8 protein-coding genes are annotated in these 16,924 nt (G+C 68.0%); 1 reads left to right on the top strand and 7 read right to left on the bottom strand.

Features of this window, described 5'->3' with window-relative positions; all coding sequences use genetic code 11:
• Positions 1-370 precede the first annotated feature (370 nt).
• The 3 genes from IE191_RS06755 to IE191_RS06765 are packed head-to-tail and all read right to left on the bottom strand — an operon-like array spanning position 371 to position 6,166.
• Entirely contained in the window at positions 371-1,747 is a 1,377-nt protein-coding gene (locus tag IE191_RS06755) for a family 43 glycosylhydrolase (protein ID WP_229815153.1), read from the bottom strand.
• Positions 1,748-1,766: 19 nt separating this feature from the next.
• Positions 1,767-3,665, bottom strand: a complete 1,899-nt coding sequence (locus IE191_RS06760; RefSeq protein WP_191323614.1) for an NPCBM/NEW2 domain-containing protein — start codon at positions 3,663-3,665, stop codon at positions 1,767-1,769.
• A 14-nt stretch (positions 3,666-3,679) separates the two neighbouring features.
• A complete protein-coding gene (locus IE191_RS06765) occupies positions 3,680-6,166 on the bottom strand; it encodes a glycosyl hydrolase 115 family protein (RefSeq protein WP_191323615.1) in 2,487 nt (828 codons plus the stop codon).
• Positions 6,167-6,413: 247 nt separating this feature from the next.
• Here IE191_RS06765 and galA point away from each other — a divergent pair, with 247 nt between their 5' ends.
• On the top strand, positions 6,414-9,389 hold the full coding sequence (galA, locus tag IE191_RS06770) for a beta-galactosidase GalA (RefSeq protein ID WP_191323616.1): 2,976 nt from the start codon (positions 6,414-6,416) through the stop codon (positions 9,387-9,389).
• Here galA and IE191_RS06775 read toward each other — a convergent pair.
• The 4 genes from IE191_RS06775 to IE191_RS06790 form a co-directional block, all read right to left on the bottom strand.
• A complete protein-coding gene (locus tag IE191_RS06775; RefSeq protein WP_229815154.1) occupies positions 9,386-10,054 on the bottom strand; it encodes a LamG domain-containing protein in 669 nt (222 codons plus the stop codon). The two genes, galA and IE191_RS06775, sit on opposite strands and share 4 nt — an antisense overlap.
• Complete coding sequence (locus tag IE191_RS06780) at positions 10,051-13,878, bottom strand: LamG-like jellyroll fold domain-containing protein (protein ID WP_229815155.1); 3,828 nt, start codon at positions 13,876-13,878, stop codon at positions 10,051-10,053. The genes IE191_RS06775 and IE191_RS06780 overlap by 4 nt, the downstream gene beginning before the upstream one ends.
• 137 nt (positions 13,879-14,015) lie before the next feature.
• A complete protein-coding gene (locus IE191_RS06785) occupies positions 14,016-15,599 on the bottom strand; it encodes a family 43 glycosylhydrolase (RefSeq protein ID WP_191323618.1) in 1,584 nt (527 codons plus the stop codon).
• Between the two features lie 2 nt (positions 15,600-15,601).
• On the bottom strand, positions 15,602-16,903 hold the full coding sequence (locus tag IE191_RS06790; protein ID WP_191323619.1) for an MFS transporter: 1,302 nt from the start codon (positions 16,901-16,903) through the stop codon (positions 15,602-15,604).
• Between the last annotated feature and the right edge of the window lie 21 nt (positions 16,904-16,924).

Consider the following 16,924-nt stretch of genomic DNA (forward strand, 5'->3'; position numbering starts at 1 on the left):
GCCTTGGGAATCCCAAAAATCACACTTCTGCCAAAGTAGTGCTAGGCCGTAAACTCATAAATGGCACCCCCGAGGTTTGAGGCCAAAGGCCCCGTCGCGAGGAGAAAGCGCGCAGGAATATCGGCAATATTTCAAGTGCTTTCGACGCTGCGAGGGGGCCTTTGGGTCAAACCGCGAAGCGGCGCCAAAATGGCTTCCATCTCGGCCCAAAGTGCCCTTGCAAAGGCCACCAGCCTTCGCGGCGGTCACTTCGGCCCGATATGTTCGCCATTTTGGCGCCTCGGGGGTGCCATTTATGAGTTTACGGCCTAGATATTTGTGGTCGTGCGATTTTCGACAAAAACCGGTTCCCACTTTTTGTCATCGCACTCTATCGCGGCAGCATCGTCCATTCCCACAGGCCCATCGGCTTGTCGTCCAGCAGATCGAGCCGCAGATAGCGCGCTGTCAGGTTGCGGCCGAGATGGATCGGCGATCCGTTGCGCGCAACTGGCCCGGTCACGGCGCGCCAGTGTCGCCCGTCGCGCGAGGTGGACAGCGACACGCGCATCGCGCGGTCGGGGAATTCCGGCCGCAGCCAGGTTTCGCGCAAGGCTCGCACGCGGCCCAGATCTGCCACCAGGCGGCGATCGGCGCTGGGGCGCCACAGCGTGGCAAAGTTGTCGTCAGAGGCGGCGCGGTCCGTTCCGCCCAACGCGCGCCAGGGCAGGCCGGTGGTGCGATGCGCCGCCCAGCCAGGCACGGCCACCCCGGCATGATCGACCCCCGGACCCCAGCGGCCACGCACGAGAAGGCGTGGCCCCGGCGAAATTTCAAGTCCATCGACCGCGACCTGGCGCAGCGTTTCGGGCTGGCCGGCGCGCCAGGGCAAGGCCTGGCGATGATAGAGAATGAAGGCGCGGCCGCCGCTGCGGAAAAAGGCGTGATGGCCCGGGCTGATGATCGCGTCACCCGGCTGGGTTTGCAGGATCGGGCTGTTGGGCGCCTCGGTAAACGGCCCGCGCGGGCTTGGCCCGGTGGCATAGCGCACCTGATAGGTATCGCGCGTGGTGTTGCCCGCGCTGTAGGACAGGACATAGCCATCGCGCGCGCGCAGCAGGAACGGCGCCTCGAAATAATGCGTGGGCGTCACGTCCTCCACCGGCCCGGCAAAATGCACCATGTCCGCCGCCAGGCGCACCACGAAGCAATGGCCGTTGACCCAGTTCAGCCCTGAGCCCCAGGCCAGCCAGGCCTGGCCATCCCGGTCGATGAAAGCCTCGGCGTCGATCATGTGGAAGCCGGGGCGGAAATTGCCGGGGATCAGCGGGCGGCCGTGGTTGGCGTCGGCCCATGGACCGCCCGGCGCCGGGGCGCTGCCGACCCACACTTCGCTGCCGACCGAAACGTACATCCACCAGCGCCCGTCGCGCCCTTTCACCACCGAAGGCGCCCAGACCATGGCATCGCCCGAACTCGGGCTGGTGGCGGCCGCCTTGCTGGGCCAGGCCGGCTGCGACCAGGTCCAGTCGCGGCCATTGGTCGATTGCCACATCGCCAGGTGATCGCCGCCCCAGGGATCTGCGGTGGCAAAGATGGTCCAGCGCCTGCCGTCATGAACGATCGTCGGATCGGCGAAATAGCCGGGCAGCAGGGGATTGGCCGCGTGGGGCCGGTCCCACGCCGGATCGGCCGCGCGCAAGCCTGCCGGCATGACTGCCAGCGCGAGGGCCAGGGCCGCCGCCCACCATGCTGCCCAGTTCTTCATCACAATGAAACGCCTTGGTTCAATTGCGCAGCGCCGCCTCGCCCCAGATCACCGGATCGGGGGCATCGCTCGCTCGCGCCGGCCGCGTCACCAGTTCGATCAGGCGCACCCCGCGCACATCGGCGGCAAGTGGCACCAGCGCGGCCCCTGCCCGCAGCGGCGCGGACTGGGCGAGCAGGCGCCCGTCGCCGTAGACCTGGAACGTCACGGCGCCGCTGTTGCCCCAGGCGGCATCGTCCACGCCCACCCGCGCGGTGAAGCGCGCCTGTCCTGCATTGCGCACTTGCAGCCGCGAACCGGCGAGAATGCCGATGCCGGTGTCGATCTTCTCGTGGCCGGCCTGCAATTCCTGCCCGTAAGGCCCGCTATCCACCGCTGCGCCGCCCCAACCGCCATAGCGCGGATGCTCCCCGGTGCCGCGCGTGTCGTTCCACGGCAACAGGCCGCGATGGACCAGCGGATCGGGCTGCGGCTGCACCACGCCATCCACCGCCGGGTTCACCCGGCCCGGCATTTCCGACAGATAGAGCCCGTCGGGCAGGCGACGTCGGCCCGACACCTTGAGCAGCACGGTCTCGTGCGGGGCCAGCGGTACTGTCGTCTCGTCGGTGAAGCGGCCGGACTTGCCGGTCCACAGGTCGGTCGTCGCGATCTCTCCCACCAGCTTGAGATGCGCGGCGGTCAGCGTGGCGTGGGTTGCGGCCGCGCTGCGGTTGAGCAGGGCGACGGCCTTGGTCCCATCGGCCAGCGTCTTCACGTAGATCTGCACTTCGGCGCTGTCATAGGCGAGCACCGCCTGGTTGCCGGCGGGATCCTGGTTGAGCGCGATCGCCGCTTTCCAGCCCAGCAGCGCCATCTGCTCGGCATTGGCCTGGCGCAAGTCCATCCCGATCAGCAACGGGGCGTTTTCCATGGCCCACAATGCAAAGTGCGATCGCGCTTCCACGGCATGGGTCGCATCGAATTCACCCTTGCCGATGAACAGCATGTCGGGATCGTTCCAGCTTCCGGGATGGGCATAGAGCGGGCGCCGCGCCGTGCTGTCGAGGTTGTGCAGCATGCGTGCCCAGGTCGGCGAGATATCCTCGCTGGTGCGGCTCATGTTGCCCAGGTCCTTGCCCCAACTGCGCACGTTGGCCGAACCCCACAGGCACAGCGACAGCACATAGTCCCCCGCGGGGCGCGTCCGCGCCAGGGCATCGGCCACCGCGCCATAGAGCCGGCGCACTTCGGCAATATCGGTGCGGGGCAGTTCGTCGAAATCGATGACCGGCCCCAGCGGGCGATAGAGCCCGGCCTTCACGCGCGGATTGTCCGGCCCCAATGCGCGGATGCCGCAGCCGTCCACCTTGATCAGGTCGAAGTTCCACTCGTGGAAATAGAGCGCGATGTCCTGCTCGACATGGCCATAGAGCCCGATCTCGCGCTCGGCCTGGGTGCCCTGGGGCAGACCCGGCGCATCGGGCGCGCCGAACACCTGGTTGCAGCCGTTGCGGCCGATGTCGGAATAGATCCCGGCCTTCAGGCCCATGGCGTGGAGCCGGTCGGTCAGCGGCCGCAGCGAAGTGGCGCCATCGGCCGTCACCGCCGAAGGAAAGGCCGAAGTGCGCACCAGCATGCGGCCATCGGGCATGCGCCGTTTGGCCCACCAGCCATCGTCGATATCGACATAGCGATAGCCCTTGGCGGCCAACCCGCTGTCCACCAGCACTTGCGCCGAAGCAAGCAGCTTGGTCTCGTCGATATCGGCGCCGAACGCATTCCAACTGTTCCAGCCCATCGGTGGGGTCTGCGCCTGGCCGCGCGTGTTGGCGCTCCATTGCCCGGTCGGCGCCAGCGGATCGGATGCCGCAAAGGCCGATCCGGCCAGGGTGCAACCGGCAATCGTGGCAAGCAGAGGCGCAAGCAAGCGTTTCATTGGCGCAGGTTCCATCATGGTTGGGACGTATCGACCAGGGCGATCACACCGATACCACTGCCTTGGGCCACCACGCGCAGGCGATGATGACCGGCCGGCAGCACAAACGGCAGGGGCAGGCGCAAGCGGTTGTCGAGCACGCCCGCCACCCAGGCCGCGTCGCCCACCTGGCGCGGCACCACGATATCCTGCGGCGGGCCATCATCGAGCGCAACCGCCAGATGCAGGCTGCGCGCATCGCCCTGTGCAAAAAGCGGCAGGATATCGAGCGCGGCGGCGCCCGGCGCAGTGCGATCGAGCGTGAAGGCCATCGTCGCGCCCGGCGCCTGCGCCATCAGGGCGCCGCCGCGCGGTCCGATCCCGTCGATCCAGCGCCAGCCGGCCGCTTCGCGGGGCGGGGCGAGCCCATCGGGCCGGGCCGGTGGCGCGCTGTCCACGCGCTGGAAGAAGGCCTGCGGCGAGCTGCGCAGCAACGGGGCAGGCGTGACCACAGGACGCGGGCGATAGATCCGCCACTGGCTGTCCGCCGGCTCGGCGGGCATGATCCCGCGCCATTTGCCCCCGGCAATGCCGGTGTTGTAGCGCTGGGTCAGCGCCGCAATGTCTGCCTCGGCCTGGGCCACCGCACCCTCGGCGCTGCGCGCCGCTGCGGGATCGACTTCCACTTGTTCGTCAAAGCGTTCGGCGGCAAAGAAGCGCACGTTGGCCGCCGCCGCCGCGCCCAGCGGAAAGCCGACCAGCTCGAACCAGGCATCGCGGCGGTCGGCCGGCAGGCCCTGCCCCACTTGCTCGGCATGCGCGGCAATGCGGCGCATTTCGCCCAGTCGCGCATCGACCTGCGCCGGGGTCAGGCTGCTGAGATGGCGGTCTTCCTCGTGCGCGGGCCATTCCAGGTGGTCGGGCCGGCGCACCATGTTGAGGCGGAAATGCGCGTCGAGCAGATCGGCCCCGGCCTCGCCCGCCTGCGGCCCGAACGCTGCGCCCAGCCACTGCGCCAGATAGGCATGCTGGCTGGTCCCGCGCCAGCGCTCCACGTCCCAGGCCAGGTCGAGGAAATGGCTGATGCCGATCTCGGCCGGCTTGATATCGCCCACGTTTACCATCCACAACTGCCGCGCCCCCGCGTCATAGGCGCGCAGCATCTCTTCCTGCACCAGCGCGGGCGGCGTGGTGTAGAGCCAGAGATAGGCCAGCGGATAGCCCAGGTACGACAAGTGGTAATAGACGCCGGCCCCGCCCGATCGCGCGGCTTCGGCGGGGCTGGGGAACTGGCGGATATAGCCGAAATTGTCGTCGGGCCAGACGATGGTGACATTGTCGGGCACGTGGATGCCGGCGCGATAGATATCCAGCACTTCCTTGTAAGGCACGAAAATCTGCCCGGCCCGCGCCGCGCCGCCGGGCACATGGGCATCGAGGATCGCGCGCTGGTCGGCAATCGCCTGGTCGAGCAGGGCCTGGCGCGCGGCCATGGTCGGTGCCCCGACCATGCCGGTATCGTGCAGCCCGCGCAGCCCCACGGTCCACAGGCTTTCATAGCCGGCGTTGATCCGCGCCCGCTCGTCCCAATAGGCGCGCACCCCGGCGCGGTTGGTGGCGTAGTTGAAGCGGGCGGGATCGTCCTTCCATTCGCCCACATTGTTGCGCAGCATCGCTTCGGCGTGGGATGATCCCATCACGATGCCATAGCTGTCAGCGAGGCGCGCGTTGGCCGGATCGGCGTTGAAGGCGCGGGTGGTCTTGTGCATCGCCGGCCACAGCGTGTTGGCCTTGAGCCGCAGCATCAACTCGAACACCCGCTGATAGGTGCGCGGGCCGATGTTGCCATAGGCGGGATCATAGGTCTGCGCCGCCCAGGGATAGAGGCCCCAGTCCTCGTCATTGAGGAAAATGCCGCGATACTTGACCGATGGCGGGCCGAAGCGATGCAATCCGGCATCGAGCCACAGCGCATCGCGGTGGCGCGGCGGCAGATCGGCCCACCACGCCCAGGGCGAAACGCCGATCGCGCGCGCCAGTTCATAAGCGCCGTATGCGGTGCCGCGCCGGTCGCTGCCCACGATCACCAGCGCTTGGTCCACGCCCGGCCAGGGGCGGTCCACCGTGGCGATGACGAAGCTTTCCCACGCGCCGGCCAGGCCGGAGACAGACAGGCGGCCGCGCGCCACCAGGCCATCGATGGCGCGGTTGTGGCCCAGCGTGCCGATGACCACGGCATTGCCCCCGCGCGGGCCGCCGGATCGCACCACCGGCTTCACGCCGCTGACCGTGGCGATATCCTGCGCCAGATCGGCCGCGGCGCGGCGCACCACCTCGGCATCGTGCGGATCGGTCAGGATCGGCAGGGCGTGGCCTTCGCCGGCCAGCAGCAAAGCGCCCGGTTGGCCGGTATCGTGCACCAGCGGCACGGCTTCGTCGCGCGCCATGGCCGGGGACGCCAGCAGCGCAGCGATGGCCAGGATCCAGGCCTTGCGCAGGGGGAGCGGGAGAGCAGGCTTCATTTATCAGACAATATGCCCACCTGCTTGAATTGGTCAATCCGATTGCGGACGGTCAATACCATTTTCAGCAAATTTGAGCGCAAAACCGCCAATTTCCGCCAGAAACACAATAAGGCGGCCTGTCCAATTTCGCTTTCGCGGCATCTTGCGCTTGCACTGATCGGATAAATACGATCAACTAGTCTGCAATTGGTTTCATGCGTCGGGCAGCGCGAAAGGTGCCTGGCGCGGCACAGGGGCATCACGCATGATCGACCGCAGAACCTTGCTTTCCGCCAGCACGTCCGGCGTGGTGCTGGGCGCCCTGCCCGGCCTGGGCGGCGCGATGGCGCGGGCGGCTGAAGCGCCCCCGGCGAGGCAAGGCGTGGCCATGAGCGACGGCGCGCCGCTGTCGCCCGACATGCCGGTGCCGTTCGGCCGCCTTCTCGATCCCCTGCCCCCTGCCGATCCCAGCCTGCGCCGCCTCGACGATGGCTGGCGTTTCCTTGAAGGCGACATTGCCGTGGCACCGCCGCGCGGCAACGACGATACCTACGCCGTGACCAAGACCGGCAACGCGCCGGGCGCGGCAGGCCAGGATTTCGACGATGGCGACTGGGCCAGCGTGCGCCTGCCGCACGACTGGGCGATCCAGCATCCGATCGAGGCGGACCAGAACAACGCCTGGGGCTATCGCCGCCGGGGCGTGGGCTGGTATCGCCGCACCTTGCGCCTGGAGGAAGCCTGGCGCGGCCGCTACCTGGAATTGCAACTGGGCGGCATGGCGACCAACGCCACGGTGTGGTTCAACGGCATTCCCGTGGCGCACAGCTTTTCCGGCTATGTGCAGCAGAACATCGATATCACCCCGTTCGCCCGCTATGGCGAGGAAGCCAACGTGATCGCCATCCGCGTCGATGCCCAGGCGATGGAAGGCTGGTGGTATGAAGGCGCCGGGCTCTATCGCGAATGCGCGCTGGCGGTGCGCCCGGCGCTGCACATCGCCACCGATGGCATCCATGCCGATCCCCGGCCCGCCGCGCCGGGGCAGACCGGTGGCACCTGGACCGTGCCGGTGCGCGTCACGCTCAACAACGCCGGTGGCGGCGCAGAGGCCAGCGAACCGGTTGGCCCCGCCACCATCGACGTGCGCCTGATCGCCCCCGATGGCCGCGAACTGGCGCGCGGGCAGGCCAGTGCCAGTCCGGCGGCGCTGGCCACGGTGGAGGCGGGCTGCGACCTTGCCGTGACCGACCCGGCGCTGTGGTCCACGCAGGCCCCGCTGCTGCACACGCTGGAAGTGGATCTGCTCCGGAACGGGCAGGTGATCGACCGGCGACGCCTGCGCCTCGGTTTTCGCACCATCCGCTTCGATGCGAACAAGGGCTTTTTCCTCAATGGCAAGCCGCTCAAGATCAAGGGCGTGTGCATTCACCAGGATCACGCCGGGGTGGGCGTGGCCCTGCCCGACGCCCTGGTGGAATGGCGCGTGCGCCGCTTGCAGGATATCGGCTGCAACGCCATCCGCTCCAGCCACCATGCCCCGTCGCTGGCCCTGCTCGACGCCTGCGATCGCCTGGGCATGCTGGTGATGGACGAGAACCGCCATTTCAACCCCAGCGCCGACTATGCCGCGCATCTGCGCTGGATGGTGCGGCGCGATCGCAACCGGCCCAGCGTGATCATGTGGTCGGTGCTCAACGAAGAACCGATGCAGGGCAGCGCCCAAGGCTATGAAATGGTGCGCCGCCTGGCGGCCGTGGTCAAGGAACTGGACGACAGCCGCCCGGTGACGGCGGCGATGAACGACGGCTTCTTCACCCCGCTCAACGGCGCCGATGCGGTCGATCTGGTCGGCTTCAACTATCGCGCCGAGTGGTACGATCGCTATCACGCCGCCCATCCCGATCGCCCGATCATCAGCACCGAAGACACCAGCGCGGTGATGACGCGCGGCGAATGGCGCAACGACGAGCAGCGCAACGTGCTCGGATCGTATGACACCAATGCCCCGGAATGGGGCCTTACCCACACCGAAAGCTGGCGCCGCATCGGCAGCCGGCCGTTCATGGGCGCCACGTTCGTGTGGACAGGGTTCGATTACCATGGCGAGCCCACGCCCCTGCCCTGGCCGGCGGCGAGCAGTTCGTTCGGGATTCTCGACCTGTGCGGCTTTGCCAAGATGGCCTATCACATCCGCCGTGCGCAGTGGCTGGACGGCCAGCCGGTGATCGCCATCGGCCCGCACTGGAACTGGCCGGGCCGCGAAGGCCAGGCGATCCAGGTCATGGTGCCGACCAATGCAGCCGAGGCGGAGCTGTTTCTCAACGGTGCTTCGCTCGGCCGCAAGACCGTCGATCCCTTTGCCGCGCCAAGCTGGCAGGTGCCCTATGCGCCGGGCCGGCTGGAAGCGGTGGGCTATGCGCAAGGGCGCGAAGTGGCGCGGGCGCGGGTGGAGACCACCGGCGCGCCGGTGCGCCTGCGCCTGACCGCAGACCGGGCGATGATGGCCGGCACCGGGCGCGACGTGCAGCCGGTGAGCGTGGACCTGCTCGACAGCGCCGGCCGCCATGTGCCCACCGCGACCGACCGCGTGACGTTCACGCTGACCGGCGGGGGCGAGATCATCGGCGTGGGCAATGGCGATGCCAACGATCATGACAGCGAACAGGCCAGCAGCCGCCGGCTCTATGCCGGGCTGGCGCAAGTGCTGGTGCGCGCGCCCGCCGGGCAGGGCCGCCTGACGCTGACCGCGCAAGTGGCCGGGCTGCCGGTGGCGCGGGTGACCATCGGCTTTGCCCCGCAGGCCAACGACATGCCCGCGCTCGCCGCAACCCCCGGCGCGCAGCCGGTCAGCGAATGGCGCCGCACCGCCTTTGCCGCGACTTTGCCCGATGGCGCGCAGGCCTTGGCGCGCAGCGATTGGCGCGCCTTGTCCTATGTGCGCGCCGGGCGGCTGGAGGAAGCGCCGGCCACGCCGGGCTATACCCTGCTGCAAACCCGCCTGACGCCGCGCCGCGACCTCGCGCTGCGCGGCGGGCGCGTGGCCTTCGCCAGTGTGGCCGGCAAGGCGCAATTGTGGGTGGATGGCACGCTGGTGGCGCGCAAGGCCGATGCCGCGCCTGGCCCGCTCGCCGCCGCGCTGCCGCCGGGCGAGCAGGAACACGTGATCTCGCTGGTGCTGGAAGCGCAGGCGGGCGAAGCGGTCGGTCTGGCGCGCAGCGTCTGGGCCTGGCCGGCCTAACGCGGCAGCGGCAGGAAATCGCGGGGGGCCAGCGCCCGATCGGTGAAGCGCGCGCGGGCGATCGCGCCGTGGAAGTGGTTCACGCCGTTGCGGCGCATGGCCACGCTGGCGCTGCCTGGCCCCTGCGGGGTGAAGGCCACGCGCGCTTCGCCTTCCAGCACGCCGTTGACATAGCTGCGATACGTGGTGCCGTCGAAAGTCTGCGCCACGTGATACCAGCGGCCCAGCGGGTGCAGCCGGGCCGGATCGACCAGCACCTGGGCATAGCCTGGCCCTTTCACGAAAGTATCGAGATACCACGCGGCACCGACCACGCGGATTTCGAACAGGATGCGCGTTTCCCCCGGCGGGCGGCCGGGTTGATCATCGCTCGCCAAGTGCAGCCAGCGCTGCTCGAACGCGCCGCCATCGGGGCGGAACAGCGCCTCGGCGGTGAATTGCGCCGCTCCGGCCAAGGGATGGCGCGGCAGGATCAGCGCATCCTGCACGCCATCGAACACCAGCGCTTTGCCCTCAGGGGTGCGCTGCACCTGCGGATGACCCAGCACTTGCGGGGCCATGTGGCCAATGTGCGCGAGATTGTCGAAGCGCCACAGGGTCTGCCGTGCTTCCACGCTGGCGGGCAGCAGGGCCAGCGCCAGAGCCAGGATGGCGCGCGCGATCACGTGCCGCTCTCCAGCACGACCACATTGTTGCGCTGCGTCACTTCGGCCGCGTCGCTGACGATGCGCAGGCGCAGGCCCGGCCTGGCACCCTTGGGCAGCGGCAGCGTGACCGTGGCGGTGCTTGGTGTCAGGTCCATGGGCGCGGGCAAGGCCGGAACCGGCGCACTGGCCAGCACTTGGCCCTCGGCCGTCTCCAGGCGCAACACGGCAGCCGGCGCGGCCACGCTGCCCAGGCTGTGCACGCGCACACGCAGAGTTGCGCCCTGGCGGGTGACGTCATCGCTCCCGATGCCCCAATCGGGGCGATGTTCGGGCTGCACGGCGGCGCGCTGGTTCAGGCGGAAGGTCATCACCGTGGTCTGCCCCGGCGCGAAGGCCACGGGAATGGAACCGCCCCGTTCCATTTCCACCGCGTGTGTCTGCACCGGGCCTTGTGCCGCGTCGCCATCGTCGGGCGCCACGCCTTGCGTCATCGTCCAGGTGCCGGCCACCACGTTCCAGGTGCCCATCTGCGCCCGCTGTTCCTGCGCGGTGGTGTTGTGGGCGATCACGGTAAAGCCTTCGGGCGTGGCGTCGCGCACCAGGATCGCCACCTTGAGCGCAGCTTCGGGATCGGCAAAGCGCCAGCTTACCGCGTTGCCCGGCCAGGTCTGGTTGCGTTTCAGGGCAATGCCGCCCAGCCGCTCGCGCTGGAGCAGTTCGTTGGGCGCCTCCACCCGGTCGGTCCACCAGTGGCCCTGTGTGTACATGTACATGTGCTGCGCCTTGTCGGCGATGCCGGCGGCATTGAGCGCTTCCAGCCAGGCGCGGTTCCCGGTGCTGTTCCACGCCTCGAACCGGGCCACGTCGTTGCCGCCTTGCGCGGCCTTGAGCGTGGTGCCCTGCCACGCGGCACGCTGGTTCAACACGGTCAGAACGTTCTCGTTCAATTCGCCCAGCGCGCCGAACTGCCCAGGCACCAGCCGGCCCAACACGGGCCGCAAGTACTTGTCATCGCCGGTAAAGCGCCAGGCCGCCCAGGCCGATTGCATCGGCAGGCTGGCCCCGCCGCCATCGCCTGCGCGCTCGGCATCGCTGTTCCAGCTTATGTCGTTGGGAAAGCGCCAGAGGCCATCTGCGCCCTGCTTGCCGTGGGCGAGCAGCCCATCGACCATCCCGGTCACCAGATGGCGCGCGGTGGGATCGGCGTTGTAGAGCCCCAAGAGGATCGGGGTGTGCATGATCACCCAGCCATAGGGCTTCTGCCAGGCCCAGGGCTCGTCGCGATAGATCTTGCGCCCGCCATACCAGCTTGAGGAAATGTGCATGTGCCCGGCCGGGTTGGTGCGGATCAGCCCACCCAGCGCCTTGACCGTGGCCATCATCCGCTCCACCGCCCTGGGCTCGCCCCAGTTCAGGTAGAGCCGTTCGGCATCGGCATTGATGCCTTCCTCATAGACGTGCAACTCGTCGCTGGTGATATAGCTCAAGCCATTGACGATCATGCCGTTCTTGTAGACCGCGTCCGACAGCGCGCGCAGCGAGGCGTTGATCTTGTCAGGGTCCACCCCCATCAGCGCCAGCCCCGGCCATTGCTGCGTCAGGTCGGTATCGTCGGAAATGCCGCCGCCGAAATCGCCGTAGGGCACCTGGCGGTTGTCGATCCACCAGTTGACGAACTGTCGCGCCAGCTTGAGGTCTTCCAACTGGCGGAACGCCCAGAGCGGCACGCCCTTGGGCGGCGTGGGCTGGACGAAAGGCGGCAATTGCGCCTGGGAATAGCCGATATCGGCCCAATAGCGCCGCGCTTCCAGATTGTCCGGGTCCACCCGCAAGAGATCGGTGATATCGCCATGGAGCCGGCGATAGAGCGCCTCGCGCTTGGACGCGGTGTGTTCCTCCACCAGGAACGCCCAGTTGTCCTTCACCTGGTTGAAGCGATCGGCGACATGCTCCTTGATTGCCTCGGCGCGGTCCTTGAACACCAGGCGCACGCCCATGCCGTCGAGCGAAGTGGCGCCGAAATCGGGCGCGGCCGAGGCCACGGTCAGATAGAGGCTGTCGCCGGTGAGTATGCGGTCGCGCAAGTCGAGCCAGAGCGTGCGCGCTTCGCCGGGGCGCACCGAGACCTGCACGTCGATCATGTCGCGCTGCGGCCAGATCGGGTCTTTCACCCGGATATCGAGCGGGATCAGCCCGCGCGCATCGGGCGTGGCGTGGATGGGCGGCAGATCGAGCGCCACGCCATCGAGGCCGTCATGGCTGTTTTCCCAGCCATAGTTCCACGCCCGCGCCAGCGGCCGCCCGGCCGGCGCATCGCCAAAGTTCGAGGGGATCAAGACATGCACCAGCGGCAGGTGCGCGCCCTGCTGGCGCACCACCGTGCCGCTGCCCGCCGCGCTGCCAGCGCCCACCGCGGCGCGCACGCCCTCGCTGGGCAGGGCCACCACCGTGGCCCGCTCTGCCATGGGATAGCGGCCGGCGATGAAGGCATTGAGCGGGGCCAGCGCGCCCAGATCGGTCGGCGCGGCGCTGCGCACGGTATAGCGCAACTGGAACGTGCCATCGGGCACCACGCCGGGGTGGATGTCATAGGCCCAGATTTCCTGGATCGGCTGTTCCTGCATCACATTGGTGAAGCGCAGCACGCCGCCGGTGAGCGGCCCGGTTTGCGTCACCGAGCGCACCACGCCCTGCGGCCGCTGCGCCAGCTTGCGCCAGCCAGCCTGGCCATCAGCTGACCATTCCAGTGCGCCATAGGCCGCACCGCGGATTTCCACGCGGTTGAACGCAGTGCCGGGCGGCACGGTCAGGCTATAGGCCTTGCCCCCTTCGACATAGACGTTCCAGTCGGGCAGCTCGAAATAGTCGTCGCGGCCCGGCAGGCGGGAGCGGTTGTAGACGCCGGGCCAGGTGGTTTCGGCAATGCCGTCCACCCCTTTCCACATCCATTCCTTGAGGTCTTTCGCGTCGGCGAATTCCACCTTGCGCACGGTGGTGACCGGATCGGCCAGCACCGGCGGGCTCTGGCTGTCCCAGCCAAAGCGGTGCAGCCAGGCGGCGCGATCGGGCGCTTCGGGCGCCGGAGCAGCGGGATCGTGCCGCGCGGCGAGCGCCGCCACCCCCGCGCCATCGAGCATGTGATCGTAGACGCGGATATCGTCGAGATCGGAGCCGCGCATGAAGTTGTAGCGGCTCTGCACCTGGTGCGGCGCCATCACCCGCCCGGCCAGGCCGAACTGATCCAGCCCCATGTCGAGATCGGCCGCCTGCGCCTTGCGCGCCACTTCGCGCCCGTCCCAGAACAGGGTGACGCCGCGCGCCTCGTCCCAGGCGAAAGCCAGGTGGTGCCAGGCTTCGGGCGCGGGCGGCGTCGGGATGGCCCAGCTCACCCGCACGCGCGACAGGTTGGCGTCGGTGACGAAAGCGTCGAAGCCGTGGCCGTTCCAGTCGATGCGCAGGAACGCCATGTCCCAACTGGAATGATCGGCCGCCCCGGCGCGGAAAATCACGAAGGGCGCCTCGCCCACCGGGGTGTGGCTGCGCCAGAAGAACGAGACCGTGCCGCGCTGGGCATAGATGTTGCCCGGCGCATTCCACGCCACATAGCCGCCATCGCCCCAGCGCCCGGCCCCGCCCACGGCGCCATCGGGCACGGTCGCCGCGTCGCTCTGGAAATTGGGCACGGCATCGCCGCCCGCCGTGGTGGCGGTGAAATCGGTGTCCATCGGCGCGTGGAACAGCAGGCCATCGGCGGGGGTGGCGCGCGCTGTGGGAGCACGGGCTGCCGAAGCAGCGAGAACCAGCGCAAGCAGCGAAGCGCCACGCAGGAGCGGATGGGGCACGGCAATTCTCCCAGACAGATTTCTATTCATTTTCACCGTCACCCCGGACTTGATCCGGGGTCCTCCGCCACCGAGGGCATCAAGTGCCCCCGGATCAAGTCCGGGGTGACGAAGGCAATTGGCGTCCTTTGCGGACTCTAATCCAGCGCACGAAAACGGAAATCGCGAAAGCGGGCTTCCCCTTTGCCCGCCGCATAGAGACCGGGGCGCAGCATCAGGAAGCCACCGCGCACGTTGTGGTGATAGCCCGAAACCTCCATGCCCCGGTCAAAGCGCTGCCAAGTGCGGCCGTCATCGCCGCTGGTGAAGAACGACACGATATGCCGATCGTTGCGCACCCGCAGGCGCATACGGGCGCCATGGGGATTGGCCGGGCGTCCCCGCTCCATGCCATATTGGTGGGTGACGAACCGCGCGGTGTCGAACCCCAGCCCGCAATAGAGCGCTTGGTCATAGAACAGCAGCAGCCCGGCGGTGGTCTCGGGATCGATCTCGATCGTGCATTCAAACTGATAGGCCTGGTCCCCGGCAATCAGCAGAAGGGGGGAGGAATTGGCCGGTGCCGTGCCGCGCGCGGCCAGATGCAGGCAGTGATCGGCGACGCGCGCACGGCTTGCCTCGTCCGCGCCGGGCTTGAAGAAATTCCAGCGACGGCCCAGTTCCAGCGTCGCGAAATCGTCGGACAGGGGCAAGCCATGCGGGCCGGACTTGCGCCCGCCATGCGGCGCCGGCAGCGGCGCGGACAAGTCCCCGCCGCGCATGCGGAACCAGCCATCGGCGGTCCATTCCACCGGATCGAGCAGAGTCTGGCGCCCCAGCGTCCAGTAATCGCGCTCATAGCCGTGATAGACCGACCACCAGTCCCCGCCCGGTCCCTGGACCAGCGTGGCGTGCCCGCGCGACCACCAGGCTTCCTCGCGGCTGCGCGTGCGCACGATCGGGTTGTGCGGGCAGTTTTCCCACGGCCCGTGGATCGAGCGGGAGCGCGCGGCGATGACCATGTGCCCGGTGGGTGGGCCGGCCGTGCCGCCCACCGCCGTGATCAGATAGAACCAGCCGCCATGGACAACGATCTTGGGGCCTTCGGGCGAAAACCCTTCCACGTCCCAATCGGGCGGATAGTGCCAGGGATCATAGACATGCTGCACCGCGCCCACGGTCGACAGGCCATCATCGGCCAGGCGCACGCGGTCTCCGCCCGACAGGAACAACCAGCGCGAGCCATCCTCGCCCACGGCATGGCCGGGATCGATGTGATCGGGCAAGTGCAGGTCGATCGGCGCGCTCCACGGCCCCGCGATGTGATCGGCCCAGATCACATAGTTGGCGTTGGGGCTGCTCTTGGCGGGGAAGTAGATGAAATAGCGGCCCTGGTGGCGGCACAGGTCCGGCGCCCAGACCGATCCGACGTTCTGCGTCAGCGCGGCGGTGATCGGCTGCCAGTTGAGCAGGTCTTGCGAATGCCAGATGACCAGGCCGGGATAGGAATCGAACGTGGAAAAGGTCATGTAGTAATCATCGCCGTCCTTCAGGATCGAAGGATCGGGATGATCGCCAGCCATGATCGGATTGCGATAGCGACCATTGCCAAGGTCTGCGAGGCGCTGGTTGTCGAACCCGCGTGGATCGGGCGCGGTGCGGGCTGCCGGCGCAGGCACGCCCGCCATCCCGGCGAGGCCAACCGCACCCGCCAGCGCGCCCCGCCGATCGACCCCGGCCATGGTCAGGCCTCGATCCGCACCGGCGCCAGGCGCGGGCTGAGCGTGTGGACCACGGCGAGCGCCACCAGATAGGCGCTGGCGCAGATCGCGAAGAGCACTTCATAGCTGTGCGTGGCATCGAGGATGTAACCGGCAAACAGCGCCATGCCCATGCCGCCAAAAGCGCCCACCGTGCCGCCAATGCCCACCACCGAGCCGACCGCGCCGCGCGGGAACACGTCGGAAGGCAGGGTGTAGAGATTGGCGGAAAACGCCTGATGCGCGGCCGTGGCCAGGCCGATGATCAGGACCGCCCACCACATGCTGTCCACCCCCTGCACGAACCAGATCGGCAGCACGCAGACCGCGCAGATCAGCATGGTGATCTTGCGCGCGGCATTGGGCGTGCGCCCGGCCTTGATCAGGCGCGAGGACAGCCAGCCGCCGGTAATGCTGCCCAGGTCCGAAATCAGGTAGATCGCGGCGAGCGGCAGGCCAAAGCTCTTGAGATCGAGATTGTAGCGCGTGAACAGATAGCCCGGCAGCCAGAACAGGAAGAACCACCAGATCGGGTCGATCAGGAACTTGCCAAGGGCATAGGCCCAGGTTTCCTTGACCGTGAGCAGCCGCGCCCAGCCGATCGGGGTGACCGGATCGGCCGGATCCTGGCGGATCCAGGCCAGTTCCGCCGGGCTCACCCGGCCGTGCTGTTCCGGGTGACGATAGAGCAGCCACCAGGCCAGCACCCACAGGATGCCGAACAGGCCGGTGACGAAAAAGGCCATGCGCCAATCGAACCACAGCACCAGCAAGGGCACCAGGAGCGGGGTGATGATCGCGCCGACATTGGCCCCGGCATTGAACACGCCAATGGCAAAGGCCCGCTCGCGCTGGGGGAACCAGTCGGTCACGGCGCGGATGCCGGCGGGGAAATTGCCGCTTTCGCCAATGCCCAGCCCGAACCGGGCCAAGGCAAACGAGACGAGGCCGGTGGCAAAGCCATGAGCGATGTGGCTGACCGTCCAGATGACGATGGCAATGGTATAGCCCAGTCGGGCACCCAGCGCATCGACCACTTTGCCGAACGAGAGGTAGCCAATAGCATAGGCCACCTGGAACCAGAACACGATGGCGGCGAAATCGGTTTCCGACCAATGGAAATCGGCAGCCAGCGTGGGCTTGAGCACGCCGATCATCTGCCGGTCGATATAGTTGATCGCGGTGGCGGCAAACAGCAGCGCCACCACGATCCAGCGCGTGCGGCCCGATTTGGCCGTGGCAGGAGAGCCAGGCGTGAACCGATCCTGCTCGATCTGCGCTTCCATTGCTTCAACTCCCGAAATCGG

The organism is Novosphingobium pokkalii (assembly GCF_014652855.1).
In the GTDB taxonomy this organism is placed as follows: domain Bacteria; phylum Pseudomonadota; class Alphaproteobacteria; order Sphingomonadales; family Sphingomonadaceae; genus Novosphingobium; species Novosphingobium pokkalii.